The organism is Gordonia lacunae (assembly GCF_002149015.1).
GTDB lineage: Bacteria > Actinomycetota > Actinomycetes > Mycobacteriales > Mycobacteriaceae > Gordonia > Gordonia lacunae.
Map to the genome: position 1 here is coordinate 1 of NZ_NGFO01000018.1, position 18,437 is coordinate 18,437.

Sequence of the window (18,437 nt, forward strand, 5' to 3'; positions counted from 1 at the left end):
GACGACCTCGTTCTCCTTCTTCTTCGTGTGCTCACGAAGCGGGAACGCGATGTTGTCGAACAAACTCATCGACCCGAACAACGCACCATCCTGGAACAGCACGCCGAACAGCTTGCGGATCTCGTAGAGCTCCTTGGCCGAACACTGCGTGATATCGGTGCCATCGATGATCACCGACCCCTGCTCGGGATGCAGCAGACCGATCAAGGTCTTCAGGAACACCGACTTACCGGTACCCGACGGACCGAGAAGTGCCGAGACCTCCCCCTCCGGCAGGGTCAGCGAGACATCACGCCAAATGTTCTGCGACCCAAACGACTTCGTCAGATGCTCGACACTGACCTCGACACCCATATCGTCCTCCAGCTCTCGTGTTCGTCGTCAGTTGCCCGGCACCGGCGGATCGGCGGGCGTGGGTTGGCCGGTCGGCGGGTTCCCCGGGATCGGCTGTTCGCTCTCCGGCGCTCCGGCGTTGTTGTCGGCGTCCAGGTTCGATCCGGTGCTGCTGATCGCGGTGATGAGCCAGTTCTGGCTCTTGTCCATCGTCACCCGGTAGGTCGCCGTGGATTCGATTCCCGACGGCGCCTGGACGTTCTTCGTCTGCACGTTGACGAAAGCGACGACCTGGTAGGTGTTCCCGTCGACCGATTCGACCTTGGCGGCGATCGGCTGGGCCGTCGAGGACCACTGCAACGGCCGCAGCAGCTGTTCCATCTGGGTCGACGCCCGACGGAGGCGTTCGGAGAGCTCCGGTGAGGTGCCCTTGGTGAGCAGGGTCCGCCACTCGTCGGGGTTCTCGAAGCTCATGTCGGCTGCGCCCGTGGCGTAGTCGAGTGCCACCTTCTCGGCCGCGGCATTGTCGGCGGCGGCCGTGGTCAACCGGTCGACCTCGTCGGACGCACTCGACCACTGCCAACCCAGCAGGGCCAACGCTCCGACGACGATCACTGCGAGGGCGCCGATCAGGATCGATCGCAGCGAGACCGAGGTGGCGGTCAGCGCTCTGGCCTTCGTGGGTGCGGTCGTTGTGCTCTCGGTGCCCCCGGGCGCCGGCTCGGTGGTCTCGGGGTCTGCCGGCGCGCGGTTCTCGTCGGTGTCGGGTTCGGTGTCCGTCTCGGTGGTGATGGTCTTGGTCATCGCCGTTCTCCTGTCGGTGTCTTCTGGTCGATCTGTGCCGGAACGCCTGTCCGCGTCCGCTGCGGAATCCCGCGTCGTCGTGCGGGTGTCGGTCACCGTCACCCCCCTGCCGGGATGCGGATCTCCACTGCCCCGGAATCGGTGGCGTTGATCAGGTTGTCCAGTACGCGCCCCACGTCGACGGTCCGCAGGGATGCAGCGCCGGACCGGGTGGCCGGCAACAGATTGTCACCGATGATCTTCAGGTCGGCGCCGCTGTCGTCGAGGAACTTCTGCAGGGCCGCGACCAGTGGCGTCGCCCCCTGGGTGATGCCCGTGTACATCGGCCCACTCCAGTCGATGGCGTCCTTGACGCCCGACTCCAGTTCGGCGAAGCCGATTCCGAAGCCGGCCAGGTACGGAGTCGTCGCACGCATCAGACCCGGTATCGTTCCCGACCGCATCAGCAGCGGTTGCATGGTCGCCAGCAGGGTGGTCAGTTCGTCTGCCCGCGTGGTGAACTCCGCTGCGAGGAGACGACCCGCTTTGTTGAGGTCCTCGATGACCTCGATCCCGTCGGGGAGTCCGAGGTCGAGCTCGGCGAAGACGCGCTGGACCTTGTCCGGGTCGGTCTGTCCGAGGACCTCGGTGACCTGCTCGGACAGATCCTTGAACGTCGCGGCGTTGGAGACGTTCTCGCCGTCGATGTAGGCGTTGTCGGCGAGGTAGGGGCCCCCGGCCGTGGTCGGCATCACCGCGACATAGGCCTCGCCCAGCGCCGAGAGGTTGTCCACCCGGAAGTTGCTCTCGACCGGGATGTTCTCCGTGTCCGCATAATTCCAGGTGATCTCAGCACCTCGAGCAGATTGCGAGATCTCGGTGACGTGACCGATTTCTATGCCGCGCAACAACACTCGGGAACCGACGAGAATTCCGTTCGTATCCGAGACCGTGATGGTCGCGTGTCGCGCGGAGGGCGAGTTCACGTGTAGTCCCACGCTGAGGATGTAGGCGATCGACAATCCCGCGATGGCCAGCATGGCCACCACCGAAACCCTGGTCTTGGTGATCACTTGATCGCTCCCAACATGCGCAGCAGCATCTTTGCGTCGGCGAGCAGTTCCTTCTTGCCGGTCGCCTGGACCGAGGGCGCCTGGACCGAAGCGATGTCGACCGACGGCTTCTGGGCGAACGGGATCAGGGTGTCTTCCAGGAACCTGGCCATCGCGGTCCCGGTCGCGGGTGCCTGGTCCCACATCCCGCGGCCGGCCTCGGCGGCATCGGCCGTCGAGTTCAGCAACGGCACGAGGAACAGCCCACCGGTGAACACCGAGCCCACCGACGGCAGCAAGGTACTGATGTGGCTCACCAGCGAGGTGGCCACCGTCTTCCAGTAGTGCTCGCCTTGCTCGGAGAACACGTGCTCGATCTGCTGTTGACTGTCGGTGAACGACCCCGACACCGCGTTCAGGCTGTTCAGGGTGCGGTCGAGCTGCCCGGTGTTGCGGGAGAGGTCGTCGAGGTCCTTCGACACCGTGCTCGCGATCGCCCGCACGTCCTTGATGGGTGGCATCGTGCGATTCAGGGTTGCCATCGTGTCCTGGATCTTCTGGATGCTGCCGCCGTTGATGAAGTACGCCAGGACCGCGATGGTGTCCTCGAGCGGTGGCGGTGACGTCGTCCGCTCCCGCGGGATCACGCTGCCGTCCCTCAGCAGTTCACCCCCGCTTCCTCCCGTCGGCGGCTGCAATGCCAGGTAAGTGTCGCCGAGCGGCGTGTTCTGTCGGATGATCGCCGAGGAATCCGCGGGCACCGGGCGATCGTCGGTGAGCCCGACGACGACGTCGACTCCCGCATCTGTGGTCTCGGTGGACTGCACCCGGCCGACCTGGAGTCCGTTCATCATGACGTCTGCCCCGTCCGGCAGGTTGAGCACACTCGCGAACTGGAGCGTCACCTGATAGTCCAGCGGCACACTGCTCTTCACCGACGGCAGTCGGTTGGGACTCAAGGCCGAGCAGCCGGTGAGTCCGACCACGAGCGCGAGCAACGCGGCCAGGCCGAGCGCGGTTCGTCTACCGATCATCTCTGGAGACCTGCCTTCTGCAACAGGATGGACAGTGCGTTGACAGGTGCTGCCGTGCCGCCGCCCACATCGATCGTCGGCGCGACGTACGGGATCGAGAGCGCACCCGAGGACGATTCCTGCTGACGCATGGCGGCGGCGACCGACGGTGTCATCGCCATGAGTTGTCCGAGTTCGGGTGCGCGTCGGGCGCCGTAGGCGATGATGTCCTCCACCGGCCCGTGCAGCAGGGGCCACAGGATGTCCTCCCCGTAGTTCCGCTGGATGTCGTACATGAGCGCGATCGTCCAGCCGATTCCTCGGCAGAACCGGGCCACGTCGTAGAACAGGGTCGTGCCCAGTTGGGTGACCGACGGCATCTGGTTCATGATCGACATGATCTGATCCCAGTTCTGCACGGCGTCATCGGTCAGTGGGGCCATGTCCCGGATGGATGAACCGATGTCGGCGACGAACGCATCCGGGTTCTGGGCGGCACGGGCGGCGTTCTCGAACATCTTCGACGCCTGCGGACCGGTTCGGGCAAAGGCTCGGTCGGCTCCGTCGAGCGCCGTTTCCAGATCATCGCCACCGTTGTCGGACAACGACTTCAAGAAGTCCGACGCCGACGCGGCGACCTCGGAGATGCTCTTCGGGGTGAACGAGTTCTCCACCCCGATGCACCTACCCTCCACCAGGACGGGTCCGCCCGCATAGTTGCCCACCAGCTCCAGACTCCGGTCGGCCAGTAGCGACTTGGATCTCGTCACGGCCTTGACGTCGGCGGGATAGCTGCGGCCGGGATCGAGCGCGAACGTGATCCGGACATGGCTGCCCCGGCTCTCGATCCGGCCGATCGTGCCGACGCGAATCCCCATCTGGGTGACCGGGTTTCCTTCGTACAGGCCGATCGTGTCGATGACATCGACGCAGAACCCGTCACCGCCGGGCGCTCCGTCGTCGACGCCCGTCGCACCCGCCGAGGTCAGCCCGACCGCGGTGACCACGCCGAGCAACACCACGACGGTCCCCAGCGCGATGGCCAGCCGTCTCTTCGACGAGCCCACAAGCCCTGACATCAGCAGCTCCTTCCGGGAATGGGGATGCACACGTCCTCGGTCCACAGGGTGCCGCCGCCGACCTGGCGCATCCCCTCGGGGGTGATCCACTGCGCCAGCTTCTTCCGCGTGGCCACCAGACCGTCGATGGCCGGCCCGAGCTGTTGCTGGAGGCGGATGATCGTGTCCTTCATCTGATTCACGTGACTGGAGACCAGTTCGCTGTGGTTGAGGTAGAACCGCATGAACGGAGCCAGTTTCATGAGGACGTTCGCGAACAGCTTGTAGGCGTAGTTGAAGCCCGCGGAGTTGACGTGATAGGTGCTCACGACCATGTCGATCTTCCGGATCAGCTCGAAGACGAACTCTCGGTTCCCGTTGAACGTCTGTAGATATTCCGAGGCCAGCGAGGCGATCTGGTGGACCTGGCCGCGTTGCTTGTCGAACACGGAGGTCACCGATTCGAGCCCGGTCACGATGGAGCGCAGCGACGTGTCGTTTCCGTCCAGGGCGCGAGCAACCTGATCGAGGTTCGAGTTGACCTCGCGGGTGTCGACCGTGTCCGTCGTGCTGGGCACGGCCTGGATCACGTCGCCGATCGAGTACGGAACCGTGACACGACCGGCCGGGATCGACGAGGTGAGCTCCTCGCGACCGAGCGGGATCATCGTGATCGCGTATCCGCCCACCGGCGTGAGCATCCGGACTTCCATCTTCGTCTGGTCGCCGACGAACGTGCCCTCATCGATGCGAGCGGTCACCTTCACCCGGTCCGGCTCGAGCGCGACCTCCGACACCTTGCCGATGCTGATCCCGGCGACGCGCACGTCCTGTCCGGACTCGATCGCCGACGCATCGGTGACCTCGAAGGTGATCGTCTTCTGGCCCGGCGGGCGCAGATAGATGATGGCGAGAGTGCCGAGGAGGGCCGCCACCACGATCAGGACGATCACGCCGAGCATTCCGTCGTGGGAGGTGACTCTGCGTATGCCCTTCTTGTTCATCGATTGCACAGGACCACCTCGCTACCGGTCATCAGGATTCGCACGTCGGAGGGAATGTGCGCGCGGCCTTTTGCGCACTGCTTGCTGAACGAGGCGTGCGTGTCGATGCCACGCAGTCCGGCGAGCGCGTTGGGCATCAGCTGGAAGGACTTCAACGCCTCTTGCATGGAGGAGAACGTGGTCTTGAGGAACACGTCGACATCGAACTCCTCGTTGACACCGAGCGCGACCAAGAGCCTCTCGATCGGTTCGAACAGCGCAGGCCCGGCGCTGGCGGTGACCGCGAACTCGTCCAGAACCGTCATGGCGTTGCTGATCGGCAGATCGACCGCTTCCAGAAAGCCCATGACCTGTGGCGACCGACCGCCCATCGTGTCGGCGATACGGGCCAGGTTCGACGTCAGGGTGGAGATGAGCTGCTGTCGGTTCTCGGCGAATCGTGCCAGCTTCTGAGTACTTTCGAGCATCGGACCGAGCCCGCTGCCGTCACCCTGCAGCAGCGCGATGGCGTTCTCGCTGAACTGATTGACCTCGTCGGCGTTCATCGTCGTCAGAACCGGCTGGAGTCCGTTGAACAGCGATGTGATGTCGAACGACGGAACCGTCTGCGCGGTCGTCGCGTGACTCACCATGGTTCCGGGCGTCTGGCCGGGCTGCAGGTCCAGATATCGCACGCCGGTGAGGTTCTGGTACTTGATCGCGAGCTTCGACGTCGACGTCAGCTTCTGTTTGTCGTCCATCGTGAACTCGACTCGCGCATAGGGCGTTCCGTCGTCGTTCCGTTCGAGGTCCACCGAGACGATCTTGCCGATCCGCTTACCGCGGAACCGGACGTCGCCGTTGTCGTGGAGACCCGACGCATCGGTGAAGTCGGCACGGTAGGTCACCACGCTGGCATCCACCGGATTGCGCATGGCGTTCACGACGAGCACGAACAACATGACCGTCACCGCCGCGACCACCGCGACCTTCGCCCCGGCGACAACTGTGCTGCGAGATGCCATCTCAGTTACCTTCCGCGCGAGGGCCGACTGATCGCATGCGTTCCAGCGGACCCGAGACCGCCGGCACGCTGTCGAGGAGGAGGCGCAGCTGCAGCGTCCTGCTTGCATCGTCGCCCGAGAAACTGTTGCGCAACTGCTCGATCGCCTTTCGTGTCTTCGCCATCGACGCACCCCCGCCGATCATCTGCGGTACCGGGTCGATCAGATACTTGAACGAGGTGACCAGGGGCGTCAGATCGGTCGCGTGCGACGCGAGCAGCGTTCCGGCCGCACCGAACAGGCCGCCGGAGGCCACGGTCAGAGAGCGGTTCATGAGATCGTGGTACGCCTCGTCCACTCCTCGGGAACCGTCGGGCATCGTGTTGAAAACGCTCCCGGTGATCGCGTCCAGCGCCTTCATCGCCTCCCGGTTGAATCCCGGGAATGCTTCGGCGAGATCGTTCATCTCGCGCAGCAGTGTGCTGGGCAGGTGGCGTTGGGTGCGCGCCACCTTGTCGGTGAAGATGATCGCCGTCTCGATCAGCGGCGAGAGCCCGTCGGCGTAGCGCATCACCTCGTCGAGGCTGTCGATCATGTCCCTCGTCAGGGTGCCGTCCACGACGATCGAACTCCGCTCGATCATCGTCGACATGGTGAAGTCGGGGGCAGCCGAACGGCGAAGAGTCTGCCCGTCGGAGAGTTGCGCCCCGCCGGGCATGGCGACGAGGTTGACCGCGGTGACCCCGAAGTAGTTCTGCGGCCGATAGTCGACCTCGAACGAATCGGTGAGACTCTCGGCGGCCTGCGGGTCGAGCACCACGTCGACGTGCACGACATCAGGATCGGTGGAGTCGATGGCCGTCACCTCACCGACCTCCGCCCCGCGCAACAGGATTCGGCTCCCGGCGTCGACGCCTGGACCGAGAGCCGGCAGGACGAGGTGTAGGTCGGTGCCCTTGGGCGCGGTGACCCGCGGGTAGACCACGGCGAAGACCGTGACGATGACGGCGAGGACGGCGACCGCGATGACGCCGGCGCGCACGAGCGTCCGCGTCTGACCGCGGGCATCCCCGCGGAGGAAGTCCTGACTGCTGTATGACGACACGTCAACCCCTGAACGGAAGGACCGGATTGAGGCCCCAGATGGCCACGGTCATGAGGAAATTGAGGACAACGATGGCCACCAGGCTGGCTCGGATCGCCCGCCCGGACGCGGCACCGACACCAGCCGGCCCGCCGGACGCGAAATACCCGTAGTAGCAGTGGATGATGGTGATCACCGCGCAGAAGATGAGGGCCTTCGCCACCGACGCCATCAAGTCGGGTATCGAGACGAACTGGGCGAAGTAGTGATCGTAGGTTCCCTCTGGTTGGTCGTGGAAGAGCTTCACGATCAGCCCGCCCGTCAGGAAGCTGACGACCAGGGCCATGAGGTAGCTGGGCAGGACCACCAGCATCCCGCCGATCAACCGGGTTCCGACCACGAACGGGATGGCGCGCAGACCCATGGTCTCGGTGGCGTCGATCTCCTCCGAGATCCGCATCGCCCCGATCTCAGCGGTCATCCGGCATCCGGCCTGGGCCGCGAAGCCGATACCGGTGATGATCGGCGCGACGACGCGGATGTTGCCGAACGAGTTGATGATCCCGGTCAGCGCGCCGAAACCGAGGAGGTCGAACGCCATGAAGGCCATGATCGCCACCACCGATCCCACGGCGATCCCGAGGAAGAACATCAGGCTCACCACACCACCGTCGACGATGATCGAGCCACTGCCCCAAGCCATGTCGTTCATGGTCTTCATCGTCTGCTTGCGGTAATGCCGGATCGTCGTGGGCAGCAGGGCGAACGTCTTGCCCACGAACATCACGATCTGGCCGAAGGTCGCGAATGCGTTGGTGAAGCGCGCGCCCGCCGAGCGGCCGATGCGGCTCAGTCCGCCGGTTCGCGGAACTGTGTGTGTTGTCATCACGTCACGCCAATCGGGCCGGGAAGAACATGGCCTGCAGCTGGCTGACCGCCATGTTCGTCATGAAGATGCAGAGGACGCTCAGGACCACCGACGCGTTGACCGCGTTGGCGACGCCCTTCGGCCCGCCTTTGGCCTCCAGCCCTCGCAGGCTGGCGATCACCACGACGATGAACGCGAACAGGACCGCCTTGAGGACCGAGAACATCAAGTCCGTCGGAGTCGCAAAGGTGCCGAAGGACTGCCAGAAGCTGGCCGGTACCACGTCGTTGACGTTCGCCGAGATCGCCAGCCCGGCTGCGACTCCCGATGCGATGATCATGACGCAGAGCGCCGGTGCGATCGCCAGCATGGCCAGGAAGCGGGGCACGATGAGTCGCTGGACCGGATTCACGCCGATGACCCGCATCGCCTCGATCTCCTCACGAATCGACCGTGCGCCGAGATCCGAGGCGATGGCCGACGCCGCGGCGCCGCTCATCAGGAGGCCGGCCGCCATCGGGGCTCCCTGGTTGACCACGCCCAGGCCGCTGGCTGCGCCGGCAAGTGAGTTCGCGCCGACCTGATCCATGACACCGCCGACCTGAACCGACACCTCCGCGCCGATGGGCACCGCCATGAGGAGGGCCGGGAGCGCGGTGACCTTGAACAGCTTCCACATCTGATCGATCACCTCCGCACCGGCCAGACGCAGGGAGAGCGCGTCCGTGATCGCGAAGCGGATCATCTCCATCGCCAGGCGCGCCGAGCGGCCGATGGTCGCCAGACTGCGTGTGATCCGGTCGATCACGCCGCCACCCACCCTGCGGAGCGCGTCAACCGACCTCACTCCTGGACTGCGCTCTCCCAGAGCACTGACGGTCATTTGGTGATCCCTTCGAATTGTCGCGAAGCCATTCGCGTCGGTCGTACTTCGGGTGACGTTCCGCCCCTGGCCGTCTGGGACGTTTGACCACCCGGTGGCGCACTACTGCGGCCGCATTCCGCGGGACGGAGCTGTGGCCTAAAACCGTTAGTTGAACTACTGTGACCCCCGCCACGTCGGCTGGACTGAGGCTATCAGGCATGAGACGTAATCTGTCAAGTGTCAGCAGCTCGGGTTCGCGAACACCCGCCCCGGAACCGGGCCAGCCGGTCACCTGAAGACGCTGCCGGCGACCCTGCGGCCACGCCGAGCTGCCGGACGCGCTCTCGACGCGGTCCGGCCAACCGACAGCGGCTGCATCCCCCCGGGCGGCTCAGCCCATCAGCCGCCGCAACACCTTCTCCATCGCGCGACCGTAGGGCGGATAGGTCGCCGCCAGGTCCGGACGCGCAGGTTTGCTCAGAACCGCCTTGCGATGGCTGAACGTGTCGAATCCGTTCCGTCCGTGATAGTTCCCCATCCCGGAAGCACCCACGCCGCCGAACGGGAGTTCGGGAACGAGGAGTTGGTACAGCAGATGGTTCACCGCCACCGAGCCCGACGACGTCCGCTCCACGACCGCATCCTCCACGGCCTGGGAACCGGTGAACAGGTACAGGGCAAGCGGTTTCGGACGGGAATTGACGAAGTCGATCGCGGCGTCGAGGTCGGGCACCGAGATCAGCGGCAACACCGGGCCGAAGATCTCCTCCTGCATCAGCTCGGAGTCGGGATGGGGATCGGTGACCAGCGCAGGCTTGATCTTGCGCTTGGCGTCGTCGATCTCGCCGCCGTACTGTTCGCCGCCATGCGTCTGGAGAATGCGACGCAGGCGGTCCACGTGGCGCTGGTTGACGATGCGGGTGGTGTCCTGCGCAGCCCGCAGCGGTAGCTCCTCGAGCAGTCGCTCGACCAGCGCGGGCCGTACGGAATTCTCGACGAGGACATAGTCCGGAGCGGTACACGTCTGGCCCGCGTTCACCGACTTGGCCCACGCGATGCGTCTGGCCGCGACGTCGAGATCGGCATCGGCAGCAACGATCACGGGACTTTTACCCCCGAGTTCGAGTGTCACCGGGGTCAGATTCTGGGCGCTCGCGGCCATGACCGCGCGGCCGATCGACGTCGACCCGGTGAAGAAGGTGTGGTCGAACGGCTGGGCTGCCAATGCGGCGCTGACCTGCGCATCCCCCAGTACGACGCGAACGGCATCGGCATCGAGGTAACGCGGAAGCTGTTCGGACAGCAGCCGCGCGGTGGCGGCCGCCAACTCCGACGGCTTCACCACGGCGGCGTTGCCGGCCGCCAAGCAACTCACCAACGGGTGCAGCGTCAGGAGGATCGGGAAGTTCCACGCGCCGAGGATGAGTGCGACCCCCTTCGGCTCGGACACGACCCACGCCTTGCCCGGAGCGGTCGCGGCGCTCATCCGCACCCTGTCCGGCTTCATCCACCGCGCCACATTCGCGAGTGAGTGGCGGATCTCGTGCCGGACAGGAGCGACGTCGGCCATGAAGGTCGCCATGGACCCGCGTCCGAGATCGGCTTCGATCGCGGCTGCGATCGCCGGCTCGCACTCGTCGATGAACCGCAGCAATCCTTCGAGCTGGGCGACCCGCCACGACAGTGGTCGCGTACGACCGCTGTCGAACGCGGACCGTGCGCCGGCCAGTGCCGACCCGGACTCGGTGGCGGCCGTGCTCGTCGACATCTCGGTAACACTCATCGTGGCTTCGCTTTCTGATGCGTCGGGGACTATCCCGGGCTGAAGTATGCGGCGAGCGTACACAGTGTTCAGACGTGATGTCAATCACTAGTGGGTGTCATGTGGGGCGCTCGTCCCACCGACCATACAGCTTGTATGGAGCCCTCGTCTGCCCTATCGTGAGCCCATGATCGACTGGGCCGTCACCGCACACTCCGAGACGCTCGAGACCGCGGACGGCGACGGAGTCCGTCGCCTGATGCTGTCGCGCCCGGCAGCGCTCAACGCTTTCGACGAGGCGCTCCAGAGCGATCTCTTGGAGGCGGTCGCCGCCGCCGCGCGCGATGACACCATCCGATGCGTTCTCCTCACCGGCCGAGGCCGAGCCTTCTGCGCCGGAGCGGATCTGGCGCTCGACGGGATCGGCCCGGACGTGCGGTTGGCACCGCGGACCGAGCGAGAACTCACGCAGTTCTACAACCCGATCGTGCGCGGGTTGCGCGAGATGCGAAAGCCGGTCGTGGCCGCGGTGAACGGCGCGGCGGTGGGTGTCGGTTGCGCCGTTGCCCTCGCGTGCGACCACGTCGTCGGGGCGAGGTCGGCGTCGTTCACACTCGCGTTCTCACGAGTGGGGCTCACACTCGACGGCGGCGCCTCGCTCCTCGTCGGGGCGCGCGTGGGATTCGGCCGTGCGTCGCGGATGGCCCTGCTGGCCGAACGGGTCGATGCCGACACCGCGTTCTCCTGGGGGTTGATCGACGCGGTGGTCGACGATGCGGATCTCACCGACCACGTGGACTCCCTCGCCCGGAGACTCGCCGCCGGACCCACCGAGGCCTATGCCGCGACCAAGCGCAGTCTGAACGCCGCACTGCTCCACCGCCTCGAGGATGCCTTCGAGGTCGAGGTCTCGGGTCAGACCGCCCTCGTCGACGGCCCCGGCTTCCGAACCGCGATCACCCGCTTCACCGGTTCGAAGGGCTGAAACCCGCTACCTCTCAGCGACTTCCGTAGATCGCGGCGTACATGAATCTCGCCACCATGTCGGTGACCGCGTCGATGTCATCGAGATGTGCTTCACCGGCGAGCGATCCCGCGATGGTGCGCTCGATGGTCCACAGCAGCGTGGCCGTGTACTCGCTGGCCGGCGGGCCGGCCGGCGCCAGGCCTCGTGCTCGATCGGCGACGATGATCGACTCCAGAGTCGTCTCCATGGCATTCATGGCGGCGAGGTACTCGGCGCGCAGTTCCGGCAGGCGTGGCCACTCGTGCACGGCGTTCTTGATCACGGCACCCGCATGGCCGTCGAGATGCAACCAGTTTCCGACCTGCTCGAGCAAGGCCGACGGGTCCTGCCGGTCGACATCGGCAACCGTGGTCAGCGCGGCGACGATGTCGGCCGCAGCTTGGCGGAACAGAACGACGAAGGCGTCCTCCTTGCTCCGGAAGTAGAAGTAGAAGGACGCGCGGGACGTGTTCGACTGCTTCAGAATCTTGGCGACCGACAGCTCTGCGAGAGTCTCGGTGAGCAGTAGTTCGCGCATCGCCTGGAGGATGTTCTGCGCCGTCTCGGTCTCGACCGCGGGGTTGTCGATCGCGGGTAGCAGTTCCCGCTTCGCGTCGGTGGCATCGCTCTGCTTCTTGCGTCGCCCTTTCGGCACCGTTCGGCCCCCGTAGATGGCCGCTTCGTTGATGGCGCTCAGCGAGGTGGTGACGCTCGCCGCTGCGGGAAGCCGATCGTCGAGCCCCCGCGTGCTGACGTAGAAGGCCCGCTCCGAACCACCGACCAGCATCGCGGCGAGCATGTCTGCGGGAGCGCCGTCCGGAGCACGGCCCTCGGCACGCTCGAACTTGATCTGCTCGGCGACGGCCGCGACGAACTGCTCGAACATCCGCTGCCAGGCCGCGGCGACCGCGGGCTTGCTGTGCATGTGCTCGATGACCGCGCAGATGACAGCCCCATGTCGAGACCACATGTCGAGGGTGTGCTCGAGACTCGAGCCCATGCGCCGCGCCCGGTCACGTCCCGGATCGGTGGACCACGGCGCATCAGCACCGTACGACTCGTCGAACACTCGTCCCAGAAGCGCCACCAGCACGTCGTACTTGTTGGCAAAGTAGTGGTAGAAGTTGGCGCGGGACAGGCCTGCCGTCTCCAGGATCTGAGCAACGGTCAGATCCTGGAGAGAGGTCGACGTGAGCAGTTCCTCGGTCGCCCGGAACACCGCGAGTTCGGCAGAGGAACTCCCGTCGTAGTCACGAGGGCGCCGCCGCACGAAAGAACTCGAAGCCATAGCGGAATCATACTTGATGTCCGGACACGACGTCTGCCCGGTTCGAGGTCTACGCCACGCGCGAAGGCAGCACACTCACCCCGTGAACCAGCGCCGCGTCGAATTCGTCCGGACACTCCAGCATCGGGTAGTGCCCGACGTCGAACTCGACGAGCGTGCTGTCCAGACGCTCGCGCACCCACCGGGCACCGCGAACCGACAGCGCCGGGTCCGCGGTGCCGATGATCTGGGTCACCGGTACGGCAAGACCCTCGAGCAGATGAGTCTGTTCGGTGCACATCAGCGTGCGCAGGGCAGCGCGGCCGGCCCAACTCGGCGTCTGAAGCGAAATGCGGTGCAGCCAGTCCAGGATGTGCGGGTCAGGCGCGCCGCCCTTGAACGGATCACCGACGGCACGCCTTCGCAAGGAGATCCGGTCGGCGTGCTCGGCGGCGAGGAGACTGTCCAGAGGCCCCTCGGGGGGCACCCCGAACGGAAAGTCCTCGAACCGTGCCGCCGCAACGCCGTTGGTGGCGACCAACACGAGAGACCTTGTGATGTCGGGGCGTTCGTGTGCCAGGCGGAGGGCGACCATCCCGCCCAGCGACCAGCCCACGATCGCGGTCGAGCCCAGACCACGCTGCTCGATGACCTCGGCGGCATCGCGGTGCAGGGAGTCGATGTCGTAACCGTCCAGCGGCGCATCCGAGTGCCCGTGGCCTCGAAGATCCATGGCGACGACCCGATGACCGCTGTCGGCCAGCACCCGAATCTGCCGGTCCCACACCTCTCCACTGAGACTCCAGCCATGTATCAGCAGGACGCCTGGGCCGTCCCCGATATCTCGGACCGAGAGCCGGACACCGTCCCGCGTGTGCACGAAGTGCTGTGTCATGACACCGCTTCCGCATGTCGACGCGAGTCGGCGAGTGACACGCCGTCGGCAGCGAGCCGGGTCAGTGACACCGGTGGGCGGAAACGCGTTCCGTAACGTGTGGCCAGCTCATTCGCGCGCGTCACGAAGCCGGCGACCCCGCCCTCGTAGCCGTCGATGAACTGCAGCACACCGCCCGTCCATCCCGGATACCCGATTCCCAGCAGCGATCCGATGTTCGCGTCGGCCACCGACTCCAGAACGCCCTCGTCCAAGCACTTCGCGGATTCCACCGCTTCGACGAACAGCAGGCGTTCTTTGAGATCGGTCAGGGTCGGTACCTGCTCGGCAACGGGAAAAACCGTTCCGAGACCACTCCACAACCCGTTCCGACGTCCCTCGCCGTACTCATAGAAGCCCGCACCGGCCAACCGGCCTGCCCGGTCGAACTCCGTCAGCATCCGGTCGAGCACCGCCTCCGCGGGATGTGCCACCCAGTCGCGCCCCTCGGCCTCGGCCGCATCGCGCGACGCGTCCCGGACTCGCCGCAGGAGTTCGAGATTGAGTTCGTCGGCGAGTTGCAGCGCGGGCGCGGGATAACCCGCCTGGGTCGTCGCCTGCTCGATCATCGGTGCCGGCACTCCCTCGCCGAGCATGGCGAGCGCCTCGTTCACGAAGGTGCCGATCACGCGGCTGGTGAAGAAGCCGCGACTGTCGTTGACCACGATGGGGGTCTTGGCGATCTGACGGGCGACATCCAGTGCCCTGGAAACCGACTCGGCAGACGTCGATCCACCCCTGATGATCTCCAGCAGCGGCATCTTGTCCACGGGACTGAAGAAGTGCAGGCCGATGAAGTCTGCGGGATTCCGCACGCCGCCGGCCAAACCGGTGATCGGCAGGGTCGACGTGTTCGACCCGATGAGCGCACCCGGTGCGAGAACCGGTTCGACCTCCTTCAGGACTCGGGCCTTGAGATCCGGGTCCTCGAAGACGGCCTCGATCACCAGGTCGGCGCCTGCGGCGTCGGCGACGTCGGCGGTGGAGGTGATCCGGTCGAGGATGACCTCTCGCTGGGCTTCGGAGAGAGCTCCCGCACGCACCTTCTTGTCGAGCACTTTCCGCGAGTACTCCTTGCCACGTTCGGCCGCTTCCACGCTGACGTCCTTGAGGACGACGTCGATTCCGGCTGCGGCGCACTGGTAAGCGATACCAGCGCCCATCATACCGGCACCCAGAACCACCGCCTTCGTCGCCTTCCACGGGGTCCGTGACGCGTCGCGCCCGCGGAGTCCGTTCACCGTCTGGGTGTCGAAGAAGCGGGCCTGGATCATGTTCTTCGCGATCTGCCCCACAGCAAGGTCGACGAAATACCGGGTCTCGATCCGCAAGGCGTTGTCGAAGTCGACCTGGGCGCCCTCGACAGCGGCCTTCAGGATGTTTTTGGGCGCCGGGTAATTCGCCCCCTTCAGGTCGGCGCGCAGTGCCGCGGTCAGGACGGGCAGGGAGGCGTGCAGCGGCTGCGCCGGGTCACCCGGGGCTCCGCCTGGTAGTGCGTAACCCGGCGAGTCCCACGGCTGCCGCGCATCCGGGTTGGCCAGGATCCAGGTCTTCGCCGCCGACGCCAGATCCGCCGGCGAATCGACGAGTTCGTCCACGATGCCGAGTTCGAGTGCGGCCGACGCATCGACCTGGCGACCGGTCAGCAGCAGCGACGACAGCGCCTTCTGGACGCCCAACAGGCGTACGCTGCGGACGACGCCCCCGGCTCCCGGCAGGAGACCCAGGGTCACCTCCGGAAGACCGAGGCGAACTCCGCCGGACTTCACCGCGATTCGATGGTGCGTCGCGAACGCGAGTTCGAGACCACCACCCAGCGCCGCACCGTTGATCGTCGCCACCACCGGCACCCCGAGACGCTCCAGGCGTCGGAGCAGCCCGCGATTCCGTTCGACGAACGCGGTGAATTCGCCGATGTGGGACCGATCGGCGTGCACGAGGTCGTTGAGGTCGCCACCGGCGAAGAACGTCGATTTCCCGGAAGCGATGACGACACCGGCGATGTCCTGCGCGTCACCGATCTCGTCGAGGGCGTCCGCGAGGGAGGTGACGAATCGCTCGTTCATCGTGTTCACCCGTTGTTCCGGGTCGTCGATGGTCAGGGTGACGATGGAGTCGTCGTCGATGGTGCGTCGAATCGTGCTCTGGGTCATTGCCGTTGAACTCTCTCTGGGTTGTCTGCGGGATTGTCTGGCATTGCGAGCGGCGGTCAGAGCGCCTCCACCACGGTCGCGATCCCCATACCACCGCCGACGCACAACGTCACGAGTCCGTAGCGACCGCCGGTCCGGTGCAGTTCGTCCAGCACCGTGGAGACGAGCATCGCCCCGGTGGCACCGAGCGGGTGCCCCATCGCGATCGCTCCGCCGTTCACGTTCACCTTCGCCATGTCGAGACCGAGGTCGTCGACGAAATGCAGCACCACCGAGGCGAACGCCTCGTTGATCTCCACGAGGTCGATGTCGTCCACGGTGAGATCGGCTTTCGCCAGCGCCTTGCGCGACGCGGGAGCGGGCGCGGTCAGCATGATGGTCGGATTGTCTCCGGACACCGCGGTGGAGACGATCCGCCCGCGCGGCGTCAGGCCCAGTTCCTTTCCGATGTCTTCGCTGCCGATCGCGACCAGCGAGGCGCCGTCGACGATCCCTGAGCTGTTGCCCGCGTGGTGGACGTGGTCGATCTTCTCGACGGTCGGGAACTCCTGCAGTGCAACGGCATCGAAGCCTGCGGCGCCGAGCCTGGCGAACGACGGCCGGAGTGGGGCCAGGGTGGCGGCGGTGGTCCCCTCGCGGATGGTCTCGTGCCGATCGAGTACCACGGCCCCGTTGATGTCGCGTACCGGAACGACCGAGGCGTCGAACCGCCCGTCTGCCTCGGCCTTGGCGGCCAGTTCGTGCGAACGCACCGCGTAAGCGTCCACGTCCTCGCGGGTATAGCCATCCAGTGTCGCGATCAGATCGGCGCCGATGCCCTGCGGCACGAAGCTCGTGGTCAGATTCGTTGCAGGGTCGTCCATCCACGCGGCACCATCAGAGCTCATCGGGACACGGGACATCGACTCGACGCCACCCGCGAAGACCAGGTCCTCGAATCCCGAACGTATCTTCTGGGCAGCGAGATTCACCGCTTCGAGTCCGGACGCGCAGAAACGGTTCACCTGCACCCCCGCCACCGTGCGAGGGAGCCCGGCCGCGAGTGCCGCCGTGCGCGCGATGTCGCCGCCCTGCTCGCCGACCGGGGTCACGACGCCGAGGACCAGGTCGTCGACGCGGGCGGGATCGAGTGAGGGATTCCGGTCGAGAACTGCCGACAGCAAGCCGGTGGTGAGGTCGATCGGCTTGATCGTGTGCAACGATCCCGAACTCTTTCCCTTCCCGCGCGGCGTGCGAATCGCATCAAAGATCAGTGCCTGGGTGTCCGACATTCACAGTCTCCTAGTCGTTCAGCGGGCGCTCGGGCGCCGTCGTCGAGAGCAACATACAACACGTTCATACACTGTGTATAGCCGTCCCGGCGCGGCTCCAGACCGTCAGCGATGAAAGGTCGCGACCTCCGCGATCGACTGCCTGCTGGTGCGATACGCGTTGACCGGTGCGTCCCCGTCGGGGTAGCCGAACGAGATACCCACGACCACTTGCCGTTCGGGCTTCAACCCGAGGTACTCCCGGATCACCGGCGACTGCGTCGCCAGCGCTGCTTGCGGGACGGTCGCGATCCCGAGCTCGTGGGCCGCCAGGATGAAGTTGCCCACGAACAATCCACAGTCGACCGCGCCATAGGGGCCCAGCGCGGCCTCGGTCGTGACGATCGCTACATGCGGCGCTCCGAAGAAGTCGAAGTTGCGCAGCATCTGTCGGGCCGAACCGGCCCGGTCCGACTTCTCGATACCGAGGCTTGCATAGAGCTGAAGACCGCTCTCTCGGCGACGCTCCTGGTAGACACCCTCGTAAGCAGCCGGGAACTCGATGTCTGGATTCTGCGCCGGCCCGTCCGCTATCGCGGCCCGCAGGGCATCTCGCAGGCCCTCGGTGGCACCCCCACTCACGACATCGACGTGCCACGGCTGCGTGTTGCACCACGACGGAGTCAGCCGGGCCACGTCGAGCACTCGCTCGATCTCGGCCGGCGGAACCTCACGAGGGAGGAACTCACGGCAACTCCACCGGGATTCCACAAGCTCACGCAGGGTCCGGTGCGGCAACGATTCCGGCGGCGAGTCCGCCGACGGTTTCGTCGACTCCTGAGACAGCGGCGACATCGATACTCCTCGTTGTTGGGGGACGGGTCGACCGGCGACGCGGCCGGCCGTGGGCACATCACGTCACAGGCCGGCATAAATGCGGCCATACAGTCAGTGTAGACATAGTGTTCAGTACGGTCTACCCTGCGTTGTAACGACGATCACATGCGGTCGGCGTACCGATC

Annotated in this window: 17 protein-coding genes; 1 reads left to right on the forward strand and 16 read right to left on the reverse strand. The window is 65.8% G+C overall.

What is annotated here, in order from left to right; genetic code table 11:
* From CA982_RS15765 to CA982_RS15815, 11 genes are all read right to left on the reverse strand, one after another.
* The coding region (locus CA982_RS15765; RefSeq protein WP_144066040.1) for an ABC transporter ATP-binding protein at window positions 1-354 on the reverse strand (354 nt) is incomplete at its 3' end.
* Between the two features lie 27 nt (window positions 355-381).
* Window positions 382-1,137, reverse strand: coding sequence for a hypothetical protein (locus CA982_RS15770; protein WP_086536225.1), 756 nt, complete (start codon window positions 1,135-1,137; stop codon window positions 382-384).
* A gap of 98 nt (window positions 1,138-1,235) precedes the next feature.
* Window positions 1,236-2,189, reverse strand: a complete 954-nt coding sequence (locus CA982_RS15775) for an MlaD family protein (RefSeq protein ID WP_086536226.1) — start codon at window positions 2,187-2,189, stop codon at window positions 1,236-1,238.
* On the reverse strand, window positions 2,186-3,202 hold the full coding sequence (locus CA982_RS15780) for an MlaD family protein (RefSeq protein WP_086536227.1): 1,017 nt from the start codon (window positions 3,200-3,202) through the stop codon (window positions 2,186-2,188). The genes CA982_RS15775 and CA982_RS15780 overlap by 4 nt, the downstream gene beginning before the upstream one ends.
* Window positions 3,199-4,260, reverse strand: coding sequence for an MlaD family protein (locus CA982_RS15785; protein ID WP_086536228.1), 1,062 nt, complete (start codon window positions 4,258-4,260; stop codon window positions 3,199-3,201). Before CA982_RS15785 ends, CA982_RS15780 begins: the two co-directional genes overlap by 4 nt.
* The gene (locus CA982_RS15790; RefSeq protein ID WP_086536229.1) at window positions 4,260-5,243 is read right to left on the reverse strand and encodes an MlaD family protein; all 984 of its coding nucleotides are present in this window, start codon (window positions 5,241-5,243) and stop codon (window positions 4,260-4,262) included. The genes CA982_RS15785 and CA982_RS15790 overlap by 1 nt, the downstream gene beginning before the upstream one ends.
* Window positions 5,240-6,247, reverse strand: a complete 1,008-nt coding sequence (locus CA982_RS15795; RefSeq protein WP_086536230.1) for an MlaD family protein — start codon at window positions 6,245-6,247, stop codon at window positions 5,240-5,242. Before CA982_RS15795 ends, CA982_RS15790 begins: the two co-directional genes overlap by 4 nt.
* A 1-nt stretch (window position 6,248) precedes the next feature.
* Complete coding sequence (locus CA982_RS15800) at window positions 6,249-7,331, reverse strand: MlaD family protein (protein WP_086536231.1); 1,083 nt, start codon at window positions 7,329-7,331, stop codon at window positions 6,249-6,251.
* A 1-nt stretch (window position 7,332) separates the two neighbouring features.
* On the reverse strand, window positions 7,333-8,196 hold the full coding sequence (locus CA982_RS15805) for an MlaE family ABC transporter permease (RefSeq protein WP_244176307.1): 864 nt from the start codon (window positions 8,194-8,196) through the stop codon (window positions 7,333-7,335).
* A 4-nt stretch (window positions 8,197-8,200) separates the two neighbouring features.
* Entirely contained in the window at window positions 8,201-9,061 is an 861-nt protein-coding gene (locus CA982_RS15810; RefSeq protein ID WP_004019429.1) for an ABC transporter permease, read from the reverse strand.
* 373 nt (window positions 9,062-9,434) lie between these two features.
* Window positions 9,435-10,826: an aldehyde dehydrogenase family protein gene (locus tag CA982_RS15815; protein ID WP_086536232.1), complete on the reverse strand. Its 1,392-nt coding sequence runs from the start codon at window positions 10,824-10,826 to the stop codon at window positions 9,435-9,437.
* 166 nt (window positions 10,827-10,992) lie between these two features.
* Here CA982_RS15815 and CA982_RS15820 point away from each other — a divergent pair, with 166 nt between their 5' ends.
* Window positions 10,993-11,790 carry an enoyl-CoA hydratase-related protein gene (locus CA982_RS15820; RefSeq protein ID WP_086536233.1) on the forward strand — a complete coding sequence of 266 codons (798 nt, stop codon included), beginning with the start codon at window positions 10,993-10,995 and terminating at the stop codon, window positions 11,788-11,790.
* A 13-nt stretch (window positions 11,791-11,803) separates the two neighbouring features.
* Here CA982_RS15820 and CA982_RS15825 read toward each other — a convergent pair whose 3' ends face one another.
* From CA982_RS15825 to CA982_RS15845, 5 genes are all read right to left on the reverse strand, one after another.
* Complete coding sequence (locus CA982_RS15825; protein ID WP_086536234.1) at window positions 11,804-13,099, reverse strand: TetR/AcrR family transcriptional regulator; 1,296 nt, start codon at window positions 13,097-13,099, stop codon at window positions 11,804-11,806.
* Between the two features lie 49 nt (window positions 13,100-13,148).
* Entirely contained in the window at window positions 13,149-13,973 is an 825-nt protein-coding gene (locus tag CA982_RS15830; RefSeq protein WP_086536235.1) for an alpha/beta fold hydrolase, read from the reverse strand.
* A complete protein-coding gene (locus CA982_RS15835) occupies window positions 13,970-16,165 on the reverse strand; it encodes a 3-hydroxyacyl-CoA dehydrogenase NAD-binding domain-containing protein (RefSeq protein WP_086536236.1) in 2,196 nt (731 codons plus the stop codon). Before CA982_RS15835 ends, CA982_RS15830 begins: the two co-directional genes overlap by 4 nt.
* A gap of 56 nt (window positions 16,166-16,221) precedes the next feature.
* The gene (locus CA982_RS15840) at window positions 16,222-17,436 is read right to left on the reverse strand and encodes an acetyl-CoA C-acetyltransferase (protein WP_086536237.1); all 1,215 of its coding nucleotides are present in this window, start codon (window positions 17,434-17,436) and stop codon (window positions 16,222-16,224) included.
* Between the two features lie 105 nt (window positions 17,437-17,541).
* Window positions 17,542-18,270 (reverse strand): nitroreductase, encoded by a 729-nt coding sequence (locus CA982_RS15845; RefSeq protein WP_086536238.1) that lies wholly within the window; start codon window positions 18,268-18,270, stop codon window positions 17,542-17,544.
* Window positions 18,271-18,437 lie beyond the last annotated feature (167 nt).

Excerpts from the sequence above, each read along its gene's own strand:
- CA982_RS15805 (WP_244176307.1), bottom strand. The coding sequence starts at position 8,196 with ATGACAACACACACAGTTCCGCGAACCGGCGGACTGAGCCGCATCGGC.
- CA982_RS15785 (WP_086536228.1), bottom strand. The coding sequence starts at position 4,260 with ATGTCAGGGCTTGTGGGCTCGTCGAAGAGACGGCTGGCCATCGCGCTG.
- CA982_RS15795 (WP_086536230.1), bottom strand. The coding sequence starts at position 6,247 with ATGGCATCTCGCAGCACAGTTGTCGCCGGGGCGAAGGTCGCGGTGGTC.
- CA982_RS15820 (WP_086536233.1), top strand. The coding sequence starts at position 10,993 with ATGATCGACTGGGCCGTCACCGCACACTCCGAGACGCTCGAGACCGCG.
- CA982_RS15830 (WP_086536235.1), bottom strand. The coding sequence starts at position 13,973 with ATGACACAGCACTTCGTGCACACGCGGGACGGTGTCCGGCTCTCGGTC.
- CA982_RS15835 (WP_086536236.1), bottom strand. The coding sequence starts at position 16,165 with ATGACCCAGAGCACGATTCGACGCACCATCGACGACGACTCCATCGTC.
- CA982_RS15840 (WP_086536237.1), bottom strand. The coding sequence starts at position 17,436 with ATGTCGGACACCCAGGCACTGATCTTTGATGCGATTCGCACGCCGCGC.
- CA982_RS15810 (WP_004019429.1), bottom strand. The coding sequence starts at position 9,061 with ATGACCGTCAGTGCTCTGGGAGAGCGCAGTCCAGGAGTGAGGTCGGTT.
- CA982_RS15815 (WP_086536232.1), bottom strand. The coding sequence starts at position 10,826 with ATGAGTGTTACCGAGATGTCGACGAGCACGGCCGCCACCGAGTCCGGG.
- CA982_RS15845 (WP_086536238.1), bottom strand. The coding sequence starts at position 18,270 with ATGTCGCCGCTGTCTCAGGAGTCGACGAAACCGTCGGCGGACTCGCCG.
- CA982_RS15780 (WP_086536227.1), bottom strand. The coding sequence starts at position 3,202 with ATGATCGGTAGACGAACCGCGCTCGGCCTGGCCGCGTTGCTCGCGCTC.
- CA982_RS15790 (WP_086536229.1), bottom strand. The coding sequence starts at position 5,243 with ATGAACAAGAAGGGCATACGCAGAGTCACCTCCCACGACGGAATGCTC.
- CA982_RS15825 (WP_086536234.1), bottom strand. The coding sequence starts at position 13,099 with ATGGCTTCGAGTTCTTTCGTGCGGCGGCGCCCTCGTGACTACGACGGG.
- CA982_RS15770 (WP_086536225.1), bottom strand. The coding sequence starts at position 1,137 with ATGACCAAGACCATCACCACCGAGACGGACACCGAACCCGACACCGAC.